At 73.3% G+C, this 14,251-nt stretch carries 15 protein-coding genes and 1 riboswitch; of the genes, 8 read left to right on the top strand and 7 right to left on the bottom strand.

The annotated features are described in order from the left end of the window. Nucleotides 1-24: 24 nt before the first annotated feature. From QF032_RS06555 to QF032_RS06570, 4 genes are all read right to left on the bottom strand, one after another. Nucleotides 25-1,746 (bottom strand): urease subunit alpha, encoded by a 1,722-nt coding sequence (locus QF032_RS06555; RefSeq protein WP_307055312.1) that lies wholly within the window; start codon nucleotides 1,744-1,746, stop codon nucleotides 25-27. Then, nucleotides 1,739-2,050 carry an urease subunit beta gene (locus tag QF032_RS06560; RefSeq protein WP_306954397.1) on the bottom strand — a complete coding sequence of 104 codons (312 nt, stop codon included), beginning with the start codon at nucleotides 2,048-2,050 and terminating at the stop codon, nucleotides 1,739-1,741. The genes QF032_RS06555 and QF032_RS06560 overlap by 8 nt, the downstream gene beginning before the upstream one ends. A gap of 14 nt (nucleotides 2,051-2,064) precedes the next feature. Beyond that, a complete protein-coding gene (locus tag QF032_RS06565; RefSeq protein ID WP_010988499.1) occupies nucleotides 2,065-2,367 on the bottom strand; it encodes an urease subunit gamma in 303 nt (100 codons plus the stop codon). 366 nt (nucleotides 2,368-2,733) lie between these two features. Further along, nucleotides 2,734-3,012, bottom strand: a complete 279-nt coding sequence (locus QF032_RS06570) for a type II toxin-antitoxin system Phd/YefM family antitoxin (protein WP_307040858.1) — start codon at nucleotides 3,010-3,012, stop codon at nucleotides 2,734-2,736. Nucleotides 3,013-3,094: 82 nt separating this feature from the next. Here QF032_RS06570 and QF032_RS06575 point away from each other — a divergent pair, with 82 nt between their 5' ends. The 3 genes from QF032_RS06575 (at nucleotide 3,095) to QF032_RS06585 (ending at nucleotide 5,069) form a co-directional block, all read left to right on the top strand. Continuing rightward, entirely contained in the window at nucleotides 3,095-3,730 is a 636-nt protein-coding gene (locus QF032_RS06575) for an ATP-dependent Clp protease proteolytic subunit (protein WP_307055314.1), read from the top strand. Nucleotides 3,731-3,737: 7 nt separating this feature from the next. Next, nucleotides 3,738-4,043, top strand: a complete 306-nt coding sequence (locus QF032_RS06580) for a hypothetical protein (RefSeq protein ID WP_307040860.1) — start codon at nucleotides 3,738-3,740, stop codon at nucleotides 4,041-4,043. A 378-nt stretch (nucleotides 4,044-4,421) separates the two neighbouring features. Continuing rightward, nucleotides 4,422-4,592: riboswitch (cyclic di-AMP (ydaO/yuaA leader) on the top strand. 3 nt (nucleotides 4,593-4,595) lie between these two features. After that, on the top strand, nucleotides 4,596-5,069 hold the full coding sequence (locus tag QF032_RS06585; protein WP_306954391.1) for a C40 family peptidase: 474 nt from the start codon (nucleotides 4,596-4,598) through the stop codon (nucleotides 5,067-5,069). Nucleotides 5,070-5,193: 124 nt separating this feature from the next. On the opposite strand, the gene QF032_RS06590 is transcribed toward QF032_RS06585, so the two are convergent. Further along, a complete protein-coding gene (locus QF032_RS06590; RefSeq protein ID WP_307040862.1) occupies nucleotides 5,194-5,676 on the bottom strand; it encodes an ATP-binding protein in 483 nt (160 codons plus the stop codon). 214 nt (nucleotides 5,677-5,890) lie between these two features. Here QF032_RS06590 and QF032_RS06595 point away from each other — a divergent pair, with 214 nt between their 5' ends. Together QF032_RS06595 and QF032_RS06600 are read left to right on the top strand one after the other, a co-directional pair. Next, nucleotides 5,891-6,745 (top strand): helix-turn-helix domain-containing protein, encoded by an 855-nt coding sequence (locus QF032_RS06595; RefSeq protein WP_307055316.1) that lies wholly within the window; start codon nucleotides 5,891-5,893, stop codon nucleotides 6,743-6,745. Between the two features lie 9 nt (nucleotides 6,746-6,754). Continuing rightward, nucleotides 6,755-7,003, top strand: coding sequence for a DUF397 domain-containing protein (locus QF032_RS06600; protein ID WP_307040866.1), 249 nt, complete (start codon nucleotides 6,755-6,757; stop codon nucleotides 7,001-7,003). Between the two features lie 47 nt (nucleotides 7,004-7,050). On the opposite strand, the gene QF032_RS06605 is transcribed toward QF032_RS06600, so the two are convergent. Further along, complete coding sequence (locus QF032_RS06605; protein WP_306954386.1) at nucleotides 7,051-8,178, bottom strand: 8-amino-7-oxononanoate synthase; 1,128 nt, start codon at nucleotides 8,176-8,178, stop codon at nucleotides 7,051-7,053. A 148-nt stretch (nucleotides 8,179-8,326) separates the two neighbouring features. Here QF032_RS06605 and bioB point away from each other — a divergent pair, with 148 nt between their 5' ends. The 3 genes from bioB to bioD are packed head-to-tail and all read left to right on the top strand — an operon-like array spanning nucleotide 8,327 to nucleotide 11,575. After that, on the top strand, nucleotides 8,327-9,574 hold the full coding sequence (bioB, locus tag QF032_RS06610; protein ID WP_307055318.1) for a biotin synthase BioB: 1,248 nt from the start codon (nucleotides 8,327-8,329) through the stop codon (nucleotides 9,572-9,574). Next, complete coding sequence (locus QF032_RS06615; RefSeq protein ID WP_307055320.1) at nucleotides 9,567-10,856, top strand: adenosylmethionine--8-amino-7-oxononanoate transaminase; 1,290 nt, start codon at nucleotides 9,567-9,569, stop codon at nucleotides 10,854-10,856. The genes bioB and QF032_RS06615 overlap by 8 nt, the downstream gene beginning before the upstream one ends. A 2-nt stretch (nucleotides 10,857-10,858) precedes the next feature. Further along, nucleotides 10,859-11,575 carry a dethiobiotin synthase gene (bioD, locus tag QF032_RS06620; protein WP_307040872.1) on the top strand — a complete coding sequence of 239 codons (717 nt, stop codon included), beginning with the start codon at nucleotides 10,859-10,861 and terminating at the stop codon, nucleotides 11,573-11,575. A 336-nt stretch (nucleotides 11,576-11,911) separates the two neighbouring features. Here bioD and QF032_RS06625 read toward each other — a convergent pair whose 3' ends face one another. Then, nucleotides 11,912-14,155 carry a helix-turn-helix transcriptional regulator gene (locus QF032_RS06625; RefSeq protein ID WP_307055322.1) on the bottom strand — a complete coding sequence of 748 codons (2,244 nt, stop codon included), beginning with the start codon at nucleotides 14,153-14,155 and terminating at the stop codon, nucleotides 11,912-11,914. Nucleotides 14,156-14,251: the final 96 nt, after the last annotated feature.

Raw genomic sequence — 14,251 nt, forward strand, 5'->3', positions numbered from 1 at the left:
GTCCTCAGTCCTCAGTTCTCGTTCTCAGAACAGGAAGTAGCGCTGTGCCATGGGCAGTTCGGCGGCCGGAGCCGCCTCGACGAGCTCCCCGTCGATGTACACGGCGAAACTGTCCGGGTCGACCCGGACGCGCGGCCTGGCGTCGTTCTCCCGCATGTCCGCCTTGGTGACCCCGCGCGTGGAGTCGATGGCGACGAACTTCTTGCCCAGCTGCAGACGTTCGGGCAGGCCGTCCTCGATCGCGAGCGGCGCCACGAAGTTGAACGAGTTCGAGGCCGGCGCCCGGCCGATCGCGCCGTACATCGGACGCGGCAGAATCGGCTGCGGCGTCGGGATCGAGGCGTTGGCGTCGCCCATCTGGGCGTACGCGATCTGCCCGCCCTTGATGACGAGGTGCGGCTTGACACCGAAGAACGCCGGCTCCCACAGCACCAGGTCGGCGAGCTTGCCGCTCTCGACAGAACCGATCTCGCGGGCCAGCCCCTGCGCGAGGGCCGGGTTGATCGTGTACTTGGCGATGTAGCGGCGGACACGGTGGTTGTCCGCCCGCCCGTCGCCGGGGAGCGCGCCGCGCCGCCGCTTCATCACGTGCGCCGTCTGCCAGGTCCGCAGGATCACCTCGCCGACCCGGCCCATCGCCTGGGAGTCGGAGGAGATGATCGAGATCGCCCCGAGATCGTGCAGGACGTCCTCGGCGCCGATCGTCGAGGGCCGGATCCGCGACTCGGCGAACGCCAGGTCCTCCGGGACGGCCGGGTTGAGATGGTGACACACCATCAGCATGTCGAGGTGTTCCTCGGCCGTGTTCACCGTGTACGGCCGCGTCGGGTTGGTCGAGCTCGGCAGCACGTGCGGCTCGGAGACGACGGTCATGATGTCCGGCGCGTGCCCGCCGCCCGCACCCTCGGTGTGGTACGCGTGGATGCCGCGTCCGGCGATCGCGGCGAGCGTGTCGCCCACGAATCCGGCCTCGTTGAGCGTGTCGGTGTGGATCGCGACCTGGATGCCGGTGCGGTCGGCGACGGTCAGCGAGGCGTCGATGACGGCCGGGGTCGAGCCCCAGTCCTCGTGCAGCTTCAGTCCCAGCGCCCCGCCGCGGATCTGCGAGAGCATCGCCTCCTGCGAGACGGTGTTGCCCTTGCCGAGGAAGCCGATGTTCAGCGGGTACTGCTCCATCGCCTCCAGCATGCGCGCGAGGTGCCACGGGCCGGGGGTCACGGTGGTCGCCTTGGAGCCCTCCGCCGGTCCCGTTCCGCCGCCGACCAGCGTGGTGACGCCCGACGCGAGGGCCTCGTCGGCGATCTGCGGGCAGATGAAGTGGACGTGTGCGTCGACCGCGCCGGCCGTCAGGATCCGTCCGTTGCCGGCGATGATCTCGGTCTCCGGGCCGATGACCAGGTCCGGGTGGACGCCGTCCATCGTGTCGGGGTTGCCGGCCTTGCCGATGCCGGTGATCCGCCCGTCCCGGATGCCGACGTCTGCCTTCACCACACCCCAGTGGTCCACGACGACCGCGCCCGTGACGACCGTGTCGGGCGTGCCCTCCGCGCGGGTGGCCCGCGACTGGCCCATGGACTCACGGATCACCTTGCCGCCGCCGAACACCGCCTCGTCGCCGGCCAGTCCGGGGCCGCCGCAGCGGTCCTCCTCGACCTCGATCAGCAGATCGGTGTCGGCGAGCCGGATGCGGTCGCCGGTCGTCGGGCCGAACAGGTCGGCGTACGCGGCACGCGAGATCTCAGGCATCGAGGGCACCTCCGGTCTCCCCGCGCAGTCCGGGCACGATCCGGTCGCCCGCCAGGGGGACGAGTTCGACCTCGACGGGGATCCCGGGCTCGAAGCGCACGGCGGTGCCGGCGGCGACGTTCAGCCGCCTGCCGCGCGCCGCGGCGCGGTCGAAGTCCAGGCCCGGGTTGGCCTCGGCGAAGTGGTAGTGGGAGCCGACCTGGACGGGCCGGTCGGCGGCGTTGAGCACGGTGAGCCGGGTGACCGCACGGCCCTCGTTGTACACGATCGGCCCGTCGGCGAAGAGGATCTCTCCGGGAATCATGGCGGTCTCCCCCGTCAGACGATCGGGTCGTGGACGGTGACGAGCTTGGTGCCGTCGGGGAAGGTGGCCTCGACCTGGACGTCGTGGATCATCTCGGGGATGCCCTCCATGACGTCGTCGCGGGTGAGCAGCTTGCGGCCGGAGGACATGAGCTCGGCGACCGTACGACCGTCCCGCGCGCCCTCGAGGATGTGCGACGTGATGAGGGCCACGGCCTCGGGGTGGTTGAGCTTGAGCCCGCGGGCCCGGCGCTTCTCGGCGACGTCGGCCGCCACGTGGATCAGCAGCCTCTCCTGCTCGTGCGGGGTCAGTTGCACGTCCCACCTCACATCCTCGCTCCGGACCGTGCGGGGTCCGGTTGCCGCGGCCACGGGGGAACGCCCCTGGTGGCATGGATCGGCAGGCTAGTTGGACCGCATTTCGAGCACGTTAACCAACCTGTGATCATTCAGGCCGGCGGCAGCGGGGGCGACACGCTCCTCTACGCGCCCGGCCCGTCAGCGAGCACCTCGGCGGGCGGCCCCGCGGGTGCCGCCCGAGCCCGTCGGCGTGCTCGGGCAGTGGCTGCCGCCGGGCGCCGGCGGACGCTGCCTCCTCCGGGGAACGCGCGCCGGCGATCGTCGGCCGAACGGCGGCCCGGCACGGCGCACGGCCGTTCGTACTTTTCGTACGGCCTTTCGCGCCTACGACGGGCCGGCCCCCCGGTGCTCCGCGGCGATGCCGAACCGCTGCTGTTCGCGGGGAGCGGAGGCGACCTCACGCACGGCGGAGACGGAGCGGATCACCTGCTCCTCGGCCGGACGGTCCAGTTCGTCCAGTCGTTCCAGGTCAGCGGCGGAGACGAGGGCGACGAGGGGTTTGCCGTGCCGGGTCACGACGACGCGCTCACCGCCGTACACCACGCGGTTGATCAGGTCGGCGAGTTCAGCCCTGGCTTGCGTCACCGGAATCTCGTAGGCCATGACCCCATTCTAACGTCACGTACGTCCTGTACATTTCTTACAGAGGCGTCCGACGCGCCGGACGCAGAAGGAGGGGGCACCCATGCAGCGACCGTCCGCCCGCCATGTCCTGCCCGAGTTCACCGAACGGACGAGTTCGGGACACCGCACGATGGATCCGTACGCGAAGCTGCTGGAGGAGCGGATCATCTTCCTGGGCACCCCGGTCGACGAGGTCTCGGCGAACGACGTGACGGCCCAGTTCATGTACCTCGAGCACAAGGAGCCGGACCGGGACATCGCGCTGTACATCAACTCCCCCGGCGGCTCGTTCAGCGCGATGACGGCCCTGTACGACACGATCCGCTTCGTCACCTGCGACGTGTCGACGACGTGTCTGGGGCAGGCGGGCCCGTCGGCCGCGGTCCTGCTGGCCGCGGGCACGCCGGGCAAGCGGTTCGCCCTGCCGGGAGCGCGGATGACGGTCCGCCAGCCGTCGCTGCCCGAACCCGTCGAGGGCCAGGCCAGTGACCTGGCCCTCCAGGCCGAGGAGCTGGCCCGCACCCGCGCGGCCCTGGAGGGGATGCTCGTGCGGCACACCGGGCGGACGCCGGAGCAGGTGACCGCGGACATCGAGCGGGGCACGTTCCTCACCGCCCCGGAAGCGGTGGCGTACGGCCTGGTGGACGGGATCATCCCGAGCCGCAAGGCGTCCGCCGGGGCGCAGGGCGGGAGGTGAGCCGGCGATGGTGCCCGAGCTGCCGCCGCTGCCCGCGCTGACCCGCGCGGAGGCCGAGCTGATCGACGGATACCTCGACGTGGTCGACATGCTCGGCCGCATCAACCCCGCCCACCACGGGGACACCTATCGCGGGCTGCGCGCCGCCCAGGCGCTGGTGAGCAAGGCCGCCGCGCTGCGCGACGCGCTGACGCTGATGCACCAGCGGGGCGAGAGCGAGCTGCACGCGCAGACGCTCGCCCGGGCGCTGCGCGTCCTGGACGGGGAGCGCCGCACGGCGCGCGTCACGCTGCCGCCGCTCGCCGAGAGTTGACCCGGGGCGGCACCGGTCCGCACGGCCCCGGCCCCGACGTGACGTCCGGGCCGGAGTCGAAACGACCCAGAAGGCGTACCCCCGTTCGGCAGAACCCCTCCTGTTCTCCCGGACGCCCAGAAGTTGCGCAGAAGGGCGCTCCGCGGGTGGAACAGGAGGCGTCGTCGCTGGTGGGAGGCCCTGAGGGGACTCGCCAGCTGATCACCCGTCAGAGTGTTCACCCGAACGGCTGAGTGGTGAGTAACCCCACAAATCCCCGGTTCCGTTGGGATTTTCGGACATCCGTGAGCCAAGATCCCTGTCTGACGACAAGCCCCCGCCACAAGCGGCGGGGCGGTCCGGGTGGACGCCGAGTCCTGCCGCCTCCCGGATGACCGGTCGACAGGAGTGCATCGGCAGGAGTGGAGGACCCAGGCACGACGGGTCGCCGGAACGGTCACGCCATGACCGGGCCGAGCAGCCCTTGGGGTGAAGCCGCTGACGCGGCCGGGCAACTTCGCCAGCCCGAATCCGACAGGTCATCCTTCACAGGCGGCTGACGAAGGGTTGCGCATGACTGCGCTCAATCGTGTCCCGTCGCTCATGGCCCGGGCCGGTACGGCCTCGGCGTTCGCCATCGCCGCCGTCGGCGGCACGGTCGTGGTCCCGGGGCTCGCTCCGGACGCCGCGGCCGCCACACCGGCGACGAAGGCGCTGCAGATCGCGGCCTCCAAGAAGGGTGCACCGTACAAGTACGGGGCCACCGGGCCGAAGAGGTTCGACTGCTCGGGACTCACGCTGTACTCGTTCAAGAAGGCGGGCAAGAGCCTGCCGCGGACGGCGGCCCAGCAGTACAACAAGACGAAGCACATTTCGGCGTCCAGCCGCAGGGCGGGCGACCTGGTGTTCTTCCACTCGGGGTCGAACGTGTACCACGTCGGGATCTACGCGGGCAAGGGCAAGATCTGGCACTCGCCGAAGACCGGGGACGTGGTGAAGCTGCAGAAGATCTGGACCAAGAGCGTCTGGTACGGCCGGGTCCGCTAGGGGCCGGCCCAGGTACTGATCCGCCCGGTCCGCCGGGCCGGTACCTGGGCGCCGATCTGCCGGGTCCGCCGAGCTGTCGGGCCCACTGACCTCCCGGGGCCGTGCAGGGCGTCCTGACACGCCTTCACCGTCCCGGGAGCTCACCCTCCGCCGGGACCGCCAGGACCCCGGCTGCCGGCTCCGCCGCCGGGACGGTCCACGGGAGCTCGACGACGACCGTCTTGCCGCCCTCCCTCGTGGGCCGCACTCTGAGTCTGCCGCCGGCTTCCGCGGTCAGCCAGCGAATGATCACCATGCCTCGGCCGTTGTCCTGCTGGACGGCGGCCGGCAGTCGTTGCGGGAAGCGCGGATGACTGTCGGTGACCCCGATGCTCAGCCGTTCGTCGCGGTCGAGGGCCAGGTCCACCGTGAAGGTGGGCGACTGGCCGAAGGTGTGCTGTACGGCGTTGGTGGCGAGTTCCGAGACGATCAGACGGACGGCGTCTGCCGCCTCGGCGTCCGCGGGCAGGCCCCACTCGCCGAGGGTGCCGGCCACGAAGGCCCGGGCCGTGGAGACCGAGGCGGGATCGCTCGGCAGAGTGAGGGTTGCTTCCAGGTGATCTGCCATGGCGACGTCGTCCCTTTCCCACGGGACCGGAGCCCGACACGGTGTGGATTGGTTCGAGTACGGTCCCGGACTGGTGCTTCTTCGCCAGACTGCCATCACCACGCCGGTCACGGGTGGCGATCCACCAAGATGTGCATATATCTGTCGCCCGATGCGGTGAACTCTGCGACGACAGAGCGTATTTGGTCGGCCTGTCAGGAGTAAGGAGGAGCCCATGCAGCACGGACCGGCGGTGCGCCGCCGCAAGCTGGGCGCCGAACTGCGCACTTTACGCGCCCGGGCGGGTCTCACCAGTGGTGAGGCGGCCCGGCTCGTGGGGTGGCACCAGTCCAAGGTGAGCCGCATCGAGACCGGCGTCAGTGGATCGAAACCGGCCGATGTGCGGTTACTCCTCGACGCCTACGGTGTGGCCGATCAGCAACTGCGGGAGCTGATGCTGGCATTGGCGGGCGACGGCGGCGGCCGGGACCACTGGTGGCACGCCTACCGTGGGGTGCTGCCGCCGGCCTACCGGGACTTCATCAGCCTGGAGTCCCAGGCCAGCGCGATGCGCACCCTGGAGACGACCGTGGTGCCGGGCCTGCTGCAGACGCCCGAGTACGCGCGCGCGGTGACCGGCGCCGCCGTCGAGGGCCTCGACGAGGAGCAGCTGGACACCCTGGTGGAGGTGCGGCTGGCCCGCCAGGACGTACTGCGTGCGCAGCCGCCGCTGGAGCTGAACGCGGTGCTCGACGAGTCGGTGCTGCGCCGCGAGGTGGGCGGCCCCGAGGCGATGGCGCGCCAGCTGCGACGGCTGGCGGAGGCCTCCCGTTTGCCGCAAGTGAGCCTTCAGGTGCTGCCGTTCACCGCGGGTGCGCATATCGGGGTAACCGGCCCGTTCGTTATCTTTTCATTTTCGCGCACTTCTGATCTGGATGTGGTTGTTCTCGACCACTTGACGAGTACCCTCTATCTCGAACGGAAAGAAGACCTCCAGGCCTATGCCCAGGCCTTCAACGCCCTTCGGGCGCACGCACTTTCGCCCGGGGAATCATCGGATTACATCGCCGCGATCGCCGGCGGCGCGTAAGGAGGCACCATGTCCGCAGTACCGCGGAACGTACCTTCCCGTACCGATCCCGACCGTCTCCCGCAGGTGCGGTGGCTGCGCAGCAGCTACAGCACGGGAGCCAACAACTGCGTCGAGACCGCCCGGCCGGACCGCGGCCCCTGGGCCGGTCTGCTCGCCGTACGCGACTCCAAGGACCCGGCCGGTCCCGCCCTGCTCTTCTCCCCCGAGAGCTGGACGGGTTTCACCGACTCGCTTGGCCGACCACGCCGCACCTGACGGCGCCCCCACCCGTCACCGGCGACCCACGGTCCTGTCCCGCCGACTCATGGCCGTGTCTCGCCGATCACCCGCACAGCGCGTTCCAGCTCGGCCCCGGAGAGGTCCGCACGGGCGGTGAGCCTCAGGCGTGAGATGCCGTCGGGCACGGAAGGAGGCCGGAAGCAGCCCACGGCCAGGCCTGCCGTCCGGCAGTCCGCCGCCCACCGCAGCGCCTCCTCCGGGGACGGCGCCCGCACCGAGACGACCGCGGCGTCGGGACGCACCGCTTCCAATCCCGCGGCCGTCAGCCGCGTGTGCAGTTCGCCCGCCACCGTACGCGCACGTGCCGCGCGCTCCGGTTCCCGGCGCAGCAGCCGCAGGGCCGCCAGCGCGGCGCCCGCAGCCGCCGGGGCGAGGCCCGTGTCGAAGATGAACGTGCGGGCCGCGTTCACCAGATGCTCGATCACCCGCGCGGGGCCCAGCACGGCGCCCCCCTGGCTGCCGAGCGACTTGGACAGCGTGAGCGTCACGACGACGTCGGGGGCGCCCGCGAGGCCGGTAGCCTGCGCGGTCCCCCGGCCGCCGTCCCCGAGCACGCCCAGTCCGTGGGCGTCGTCGACGACGAGGCCGGCGCCGTGCTCCCGGCAGGCGGCGGCGAGGCCGGCCAGCGGGGCCGCGTCGCCGTCGACCGAGAAGACCGCGTCGGAGACGGCCACGGCCGGGCCGTCGTGGGCGTCGAGCGCCTTGCGCACGGCCTCCGGGTCGTTGTGGCCGACGACCTGGACGGCGCCGCGGGCCAGCCGGCAGCCGTCGATGAGCGAGGCGTGGTTGCCCGCGTCGGAGACGATCAGCGAGCCGTGCGGGGCCAGCGCCGTGACGGCGGCGAGATTGGCCGCGTAGCCGGAGGAGAAGACCAGGGCGGCCTCGAAGCCGCAGAAGTCCGCCAGCTCCCGCTCCAGGTCGCCGTGCAGCTCGGTGGTGCCGGTGACGAGGCGCGAGCCGGTGGCGCCGCCTCCCCAGGTGCGGGCGGCGGCCGCGGCGCCCTCGACGACCTCGGGATGACGGGCCAGACCCAGGTAGTCGTTGCTGGCGAGGTCGAGCAGCGGCGAGTCGGCCGGACGCGGCCGCAGCGTCCGCACGAGTCCGGCCCGGCGGCGCAGCTCCGCCTGCTCGTCGATCCAGCCGAACGCCATGGGTCCTCCGGGGCTTTTGTAGGTAGCGGACAGACACTAGCGGCAGGGCCGCCCGCCCACGGTGTGGCAATACCCACACGTCGAACCGGGTGTGTTGTGTGATCCCTACCTTGGCCCGGAGCGGGTGCGTAGGACAGGATCGGCTCTCATGGACCTGCTGAACACGCTGGTGGACAAGGGGCTTCGGCGCGAGCTGCCGACCCGCGAGGAGGCTCTGGCCGTCCTCGCCACTTCCGACGACGACGTGATGGACGTGGTGGCCGCGGCCGGGAAGGTGCGCCGGCACTGGTTCGGCCGACGGGTGAAGCTCAACTACCTCGTCAACCTCAAGTCGGGCCTGTGCCCCGAGGACTGCTCCTACTGCTCCCAGCGGCTGGGCTCGACGGCCGGCATCCTGAAGTACACCTGGCTCAAGCCCGACGAGGCCTCGCAGGCCGCCGCGGCGGGTCTCGCGGGCGGCGCGAAGCGGGTCTGCCTGGTGGCGTCCGGGCGCGGGCCGACGGACCGGGACGTCGACCGGGTCTCCGACACCATCAAGGCGATCAAGGAACAGAACGAGGGCGTCGAGGTGTGCGCCTGTCTGGGCCTGCTCTCCGACGGCCAGGCCGAGCGGCTGCGCGAGGCGGGCGCCGACGCCTACAACCACAACCTCAACACGTCGGAGTCGACGTACGGGGAGATCACGACCACACACACCTACGCCGACCGGGTGGACACCGTCACCAAGGCGCACGCGGCGGGCCTGTCGGCCTGCTCCGGACTGATCGCCGGCATGGGCGAGACGGACGAGGACCTGGTGGACGTCGTCTACTCGCTGCGCGAGCTGGACCCGGACTCGGTGCCGGTCAACTTCCTCATCCCGGTCGAGGGCACGCCGCTGGCCAAGGAGTGGAACCTCACCCCGCAGCGCTGTCTGCGGATCCTGGCGATGGTGCGGTTCGTCTGCCCCGACGTCGAGGTCCGCATCGCGGGCGGGCGCGAGGTCCATCTGCGCACGATGCAGCCGCTCGCGCTGCACCTGGCCAACTCGATCTTCCTCGGTGACTACCTCACGACCGAGGGCCAGGCGGGCAAGGCCGACCTGGAGATGATCGCGGACGCCGGGTTCGAGGTGGAGGGCGCGGAGCAGGTCACGCTGCCCGAGCACCGGGCAGCGGCGGGCGGCGGCTGCGGGTCCCACGAGGGCGGCGGCTGCGGCTCCCGGGAGGCATCGGGGTGCGGTGCGCACGAGGGCTCCGGGTGCGGCTCGCACGAGGGCGGCGGCGTCTGCGGCTCCGTCCCCGCGGCGACGGCCGCCTCGGCTGCCCCCGCCGCCGCGTCCGCCGGCGAGGCCCGCACCGACCTGGTCGCCGTGCGCCGCCGCGGCGCCGGCACCGATCTCGCGCCCAATGCCTGAGCCGTCCCCGCTCGCCGTGCCGGAGCTGCTGGAGCTCGACCGGCGGCATGTGTGGCATCCCTACGGTCCGATGCCCGGCCGGGCCGAACCGCTCGTCGTGGAGTCGGCGAGCGGGGTCCGGCTGCGGATGGCGGACGGCTCGGGCGAGCTGGTCGACGGCATGTCGTCCTGGTGGTCGGCGATCCACGGCTACAACCACCCGGTGCTCAACGACGCCGTGCGCGAGCAGTTGGGACGGATGAGCCACGTCATGTTCGGCGGGCTCACCCACGAGCCCGCCGTCCGGCTGGCGAAGCATCTTGTCGACATGTCGCCCGACGGTCTCGAGCATGTCTTCCTCGCCGACTCGGGTTCGGTGTCGGTCGAGGTCGCCGTGAAGATGTGTCTGCAGTACTGGCGCTCGCTGGGCCGTCCGGCGAAGCGGCGCCTGCTGACGTGGCGCGGCGGCTACCACGGCGACACCTGGCAGCCCATGTCGGTGTGCGACCCCGACGGCGGGATGCACGACCTGTGGACCGGGGTGCTGCCCCGGCAGGTGTTCGTGGACGCGCCGTTGGCGGAGTACGACGAGACGTACGCCGATCAGCTGCGCGCGGCCGTCGAGCGGCACGCCGACGAGCTGGCCGCGGTCGTCGTGGAGCCGGTGGTGCAGGGCGCGGGCGGGATGCGGTTCCACTCCCCCGGGTATCTGCGGGTGCTGCGCGAGATGTGCGACGCGCACGACGTGCTGCTGGTGTTCGACGAGATCGCGACCGGTTTCGGCCGTACGGGCGCGCTGTTCGCGGCGGAGCACGCCGCGGTCACGCCGGACGTGATGTGCGTCGGCAAGGCGTTGACCGGCGGCTATCTGACGATGGCGGCGACGCTGTGCACCTCCCGGGTGGCCGAGGGGATCTCGCGGGGCGAGGTGCCGGTGCTGGCTCACGGGCCGACGTTCATGGGCAACCCCCTCGCCGCGGCCGTCGCCTGCGCCTCGATCGAGCTGCTGCTCGGACAGGACTGGCTCGCGGAGGTCAAGCGGATCGAGTCGGGCCTGCGGGACGGCCTCGCGCCGGCCTCACGGCTCCCGGGCGTGCGGGACGTGCGGGTCCTCGGCGCCATCGGGGTCGTCCAGCTCGACCACGAGGTGGACATGCGGGCCGCCACCGCGGCGGCCGTGCGCGAGGGCGTCTGGCTGCGGCCCTTCCGCGACCTCGTCTACACGATGCCGCCGTACGTCACCGGTGACGCGGACGTGGCACGGATCACGCGCGCGGTGTGCGCCGCGGCGCGGGAGGGGTGAGCATGCCGATCCTGGTGATCACGGGGACGGGCACGGAGGTCGGCAAGACGGTCACGACGGCGGCGGTCGCCGCTGCGGCGCTGGCGGCGGGCCGGTCGGTGGCCGTGCTGAAGGCGGCGCAGACCGGTGTGGCACCGGGCGAGCCGGGGGACGCCGAGGAGGTCGCGCGGCTGGCGGGCGCGCTCACCGCGGTCGAAGTCGCCCGCTTCCCCGAGCCGTTGGCTCCCGCGACCGCGGCGCGGCGGGCGGGTCTCGCGCCCGTGCGTCCGGGCGACGTGGTGGAGGCGGCGCGGAAACTCGCCGTGGAGCACGACCTGGTGCTCGTCGAGGGGGCGGGCGGGCTGCTCGTGCGGTTCGACGAGGCGGGCGGCACGCTCGCCGACGCCGCTCGGCTGATGCGGGCCCCGGTGCTGGTGGTGTCCTCGGCGGGGCTGGGCACACTGAACACGACGGAGCTGACAGCTCGTGAACTGCGGGCGCGCGGGCTGGAGTTGCTGGGCGTGGTCATCGGCGACTGGCCCGACTCGCCCGACCTGGCGATGCGTTGCAACGTCACCGACCTGCCGGACGTCGCCGGGGCCCCGCTTCTGGGGGCGCTGCCGGCGGGTGTGGGGGCGCTCGCTCCCGCCGTCTTCCGCGCGGCGGCCCCGGGTTGGCTGGCGCCACGGCTGGACGGGACGTGGGACGCCGACGCCTTCCGGGCCGGCGCCGCGCACTGAGTCGGGTTCGCGCGGCATCGCCGACTTTCCGTCGCGCAGCGCTCGCGGGTCCGGCAAGGGGCCCGCGGCCCTCCACGTGCGGGCGGCGGGCTCAGCCGGGTCCGCGAGACACCGGCCGGCCGGCCCGCGACTCGGCGTTCGCAGCTCTCACGAAGGGACCACGGGCCTTCCGGGTGCGGGCCGCAGGCCGAGCCGCGTCCGCGAGACACCGCCGGCTGTCCCGCGGCACGGGCTCGCCGGGGGCGGCGAGGGGACGCGTGAGTGTTTTCGGGCCGGGGTGAGCGTGCGTTCGACCCTCGGGAGCGGGCGGGCCGGGCGTCGCGCGGCGGTGGGACTTCATGGACCCGACGGGCGGGCGTCGTCCGGGGCGCCTCGGCCCTCCGGTGGCCCGGACGTCGTCCCCTGCGCGTCGGCCTGGGCGATCAGCCGGACGAGCTCGATGCGGGAGCGGATGCCCAGCCGGTTGAAGACGCCGCGCAGGTGATGGTCGATGGTGCGATGGCTGAGGGCGAGCCGGACGGCGATCTCCCGGTTCGTCGCGCCCTCGGCGGCCATCCGGGCGATCAGGAACTGCTGGGCCGTCAGCAGGACGGCCGGGCTGTCCGCCCCGCGGGCCGGGGTCGCGGGGGCGCCGAGGGCGCGGAGCTCGGCACGGGCCGCTTCGGCGCAGTGCGGGGCGCCGAAGGCCTCGAACGCCTCCCGGGCGCTGTGCAGCCGGTCGCGGGCCTCGGCACGGTGGCGGAGCCTGCGCAGGGCGCTGCCGAACAGCAGCTCCGTGCGGGCGTGTTCGAAGGGGCGGGCGCCCTCGGCGTGCAGCTCGAGCGCGGTGCGGTAGTGCCCGAGGGCGTCGGCGCCCGGGGTGAGCAGGGCGCGGCAGCGGGCGCTGAGGGCCAGTTCGTCGGCGCTGCGGACGGCACGGGCCCAGCGGTCGTAGTCGGCGTGCGCGGCCCGGGCGACGCGCGTGTCGCCGGTGCGCACGGCGGCCTCGACGTAGTGCGGGGTGGCCGAGTGGCGGACCGCGCGGTGGCCGTGTCCGGGTCCGAAGGCGGCGAGGGCGCGCAGCCGGGCCGCGGCGGGGCCGTAGCGTCCGGTGCCGAGGTCGAGGAGGGCGAGCGCCCACTGGGCGAGCGCGGCGGGCAGGCCCAGGCCGTGGGCGAGGGCGTGGGACCGGGCCGCGGCGGCGCGCCTGCGGCACAGGTCGCCGTCGCCGGTGAGCGCGGCGAACATGGCGAGGGCGGCCTGGAGATGACAGGCGCCGTTGTCCTGGCCGGTGGCCTGCGCCTGCCGTAGCGCGTCCAGCGCGGCGGCCTCGGCGGCGCGCGGCCGGCCGGTCCAGAAGTCGGCGTGGGCACGGAACTCCAGCGCCTGCGAGACGAGGGCGGTGAGACCGCGCGTGCGGGCTGCGGCCGCCGCCCGCACGGTGGCGGTCGCGGCCCGGGGGTGGTCGCCGAGCATCAGGGCGGCGACGCCCGCGTGCAGCAGGTCGGTGGGGTCCCCGCCGGGGCCGCATCTGCCCGCGGTCGCCTCCAGCAGGTCACGGGCGTCCTCGTAGCGTCCGTCGACGGCGGCGGCGATCCCGCTCAGCACCCCCGGTGGGTCGACGCCCAGTTGCCGTGCCGCCGCCACCGCCTCCCGGCAGCGCCTCAGGTCGCCGGTGTAGACGGCGGCCTCGGTGGCGCGGGCCAGCAGGGGCGCGGGGTCGGCGCAGGCCGACGCTCCCGTCAGCAGCGCGTCGAAGGCCTCGGCGGCGTGGCCGGTGCGCAGGGCGAGGACGCCGGTGAGGGCGTCGGCGTCGGTGCGGGCGGCCAGGGCGCGGGAGCGGTCTGCGTCACCGGCGTTCCAGGCGTCGGCCGCCGCGCGGGCGAGCAGGCGGGAGCGGTCCCGTGGGGCCGGGCACAGGACGGCGGCACGTTCCGCGAGGGCGGCGGCCAGGGCCGGGTCGGCGGCGGCGCGGGCCCGGTCGGCGGCGGTGGCCAGCTCCGCGGCGAGCCGTCCGGAGGGGCCCAGCGCGGCGGCGCCCCGATGCCAGGAGCGCCGGGGCAGTTCGGCGGCGTCGTGCAGGACACGGGCCAGCAGCAGGTGGACGTCGCGCCGGTCGGCCGGGGCGGCGCTCTCGTAGGCGGCGATCCGGGTCCAGGCGTCGCGGAAGCCGACGCCGCCCGCCGTGGCGTACGCCAGTCCGGCCGTCTCGGCGGCCTCCAGCGGCCGGGTGTCGAGCCGGGCGGCGGCGACGGCGCGCAGGAAGGCGTGGGTGGCCACCGGGTACTGGTCGGCGGCGGCGAGCAGGAGCAGCCGCCGGGTGTCGTCGGGCAGGGCGCGGACCTCCAGGCGGTGGGCGCGCAGGACGTCCGGGGCCTGCTCCGCCGGGTCGGTGGGCAGCGGGTCGAGGCCGGCCGCCTGGCGTTCGGTGAGCCGGGCCGCGAGTTCGACGGCGGCGCGCGGGTCGCCGTGCACGAGGCGCAGGGCGCGCACCCGGACGCCTTCGGGCAGCGCGGCGACCGGGCGCGGACCCGCGTCCGAAGGCCTCGGTGGCGAAGTGCGGTCCAGAGGTGGGGGGTTCACCGGAGTCACCACACACATGACGTTACTGGCGGGTTACTTGAACCGTAAAGACCGGCGATATCACCGATGCGGCGCGCGTAGACCCGACCGGACACTCCTGGCAACCCCACCTGT

The organism is Streptomyces achromogenes, from assembly GCF_030816715.1.
GTDB lineage: Bacteria > Actinomycetota > Actinomycetes > Streptomycetales > Streptomycetaceae > Streptomyces > Streptomyces achromogenes_A.

What these genes read in the sequence shown, in the direction of transcription:
- QF032_RS06555 (WP_307055312.1), bottom strand. Translation starts at nt 1,746, where the DNA reads ATGCCTGAGATCTCGCGTGCCGCGTACGCCGACCTGTTCGGCCCGACG.
- QF032_RS06560 (WP_306954397.1), bottom strand. Translation starts at nt 2,050, where the DNA reads ATGATTCCCGGAGAGATCCTCTTCGCCGACGGGCCGATCGTGTACAAC.
- QF032_RS06570 (WP_307040858.1), bottom strand. Translation starts at nt 3,012, where the DNA reads ATGGCCTACGAGATTCCGGTGACGCAAGCCAGGGCTGAACTCGCCGAC.
- QF032_RS06575 (WP_307055314.1), top strand. Translation starts at nt 3,095, where the DNA reads ATGCAGCGACCGTCCGCCCGCCATGTCCTGCCCGAGTTCACCGAACGG.
- QF032_RS06580 (WP_307040860.1), top strand. Translation starts at nt 3,738, where the DNA reads ATGGTGCCCGAGCTGCCGCCGCTGCCCGCGCTGACCCGCGCGGAGGCC.
- QF032_RS06585 (WP_306954391.1), top strand. Translation starts at nt 4,596, where the DNA reads ATGACTGCGCTCAATCGTGTCCCGTCGCTCATGGCCCGGGCCGGTACG.
- QF032_RS06590 (WP_307040862.1), bottom strand. Translation starts at nt 5,676, where the DNA reads ATGGCAGATCACCTGGAAGCAACCCTCACTCTGCCGAGCGATCCCGCC.
- QF032_RS06595 (WP_307055316.1), top strand. Translation starts at nt 5,891, where the DNA reads ATGCAGCACGGACCGGCGGTGCGCCGCCGCAAGCTGGGCGCCGAACTG.
- QF032_RS06600 (WP_307040866.1), top strand. Translation starts at nt 6,755, where the DNA reads ATGTCCGCAGTACCGCGGAACGTACCTTCCCGTACCGATCCCGACCGT.
- QF032_RS06605 (WP_306954386.1), bottom strand. Translation starts at nt 8,178, where the DNA reads ATGGCGTTCGGCTGGATCGACGAGCAGGCGGAGCTGCGCCGCCGGGCC.
- bioB (WP_307055318.1), top strand. Translation starts at nt 8,327, where the DNA reads ATGGACCTGCTGAACACGCTGGTGGACAAGGGGCTTCGGCGCGAGCTG.
- QF032_RS06615 (WP_307055320.1), top strand. Translation starts at nt 9,567, where the DNA reads ATGCCTGAGCCGTCCCCGCTCGCCGTGCCGGAGCTGCTGGAGCTCGAC.
- bioD (WP_307040872.1), top strand. Translation starts at nt 10,859, where the DNA reads ATGCCGATCCTGGTGATCACGGGGACGGGCACGGAGGTCGGCAAGACG.
- QF032_RS06625 (WP_307055322.1), bottom strand. Translation starts at nt 14,155, where the DNA reads ATGTGTGTGGTGACTCCGGTGAACCCCCCACCTCTGGACCGCACTTCG.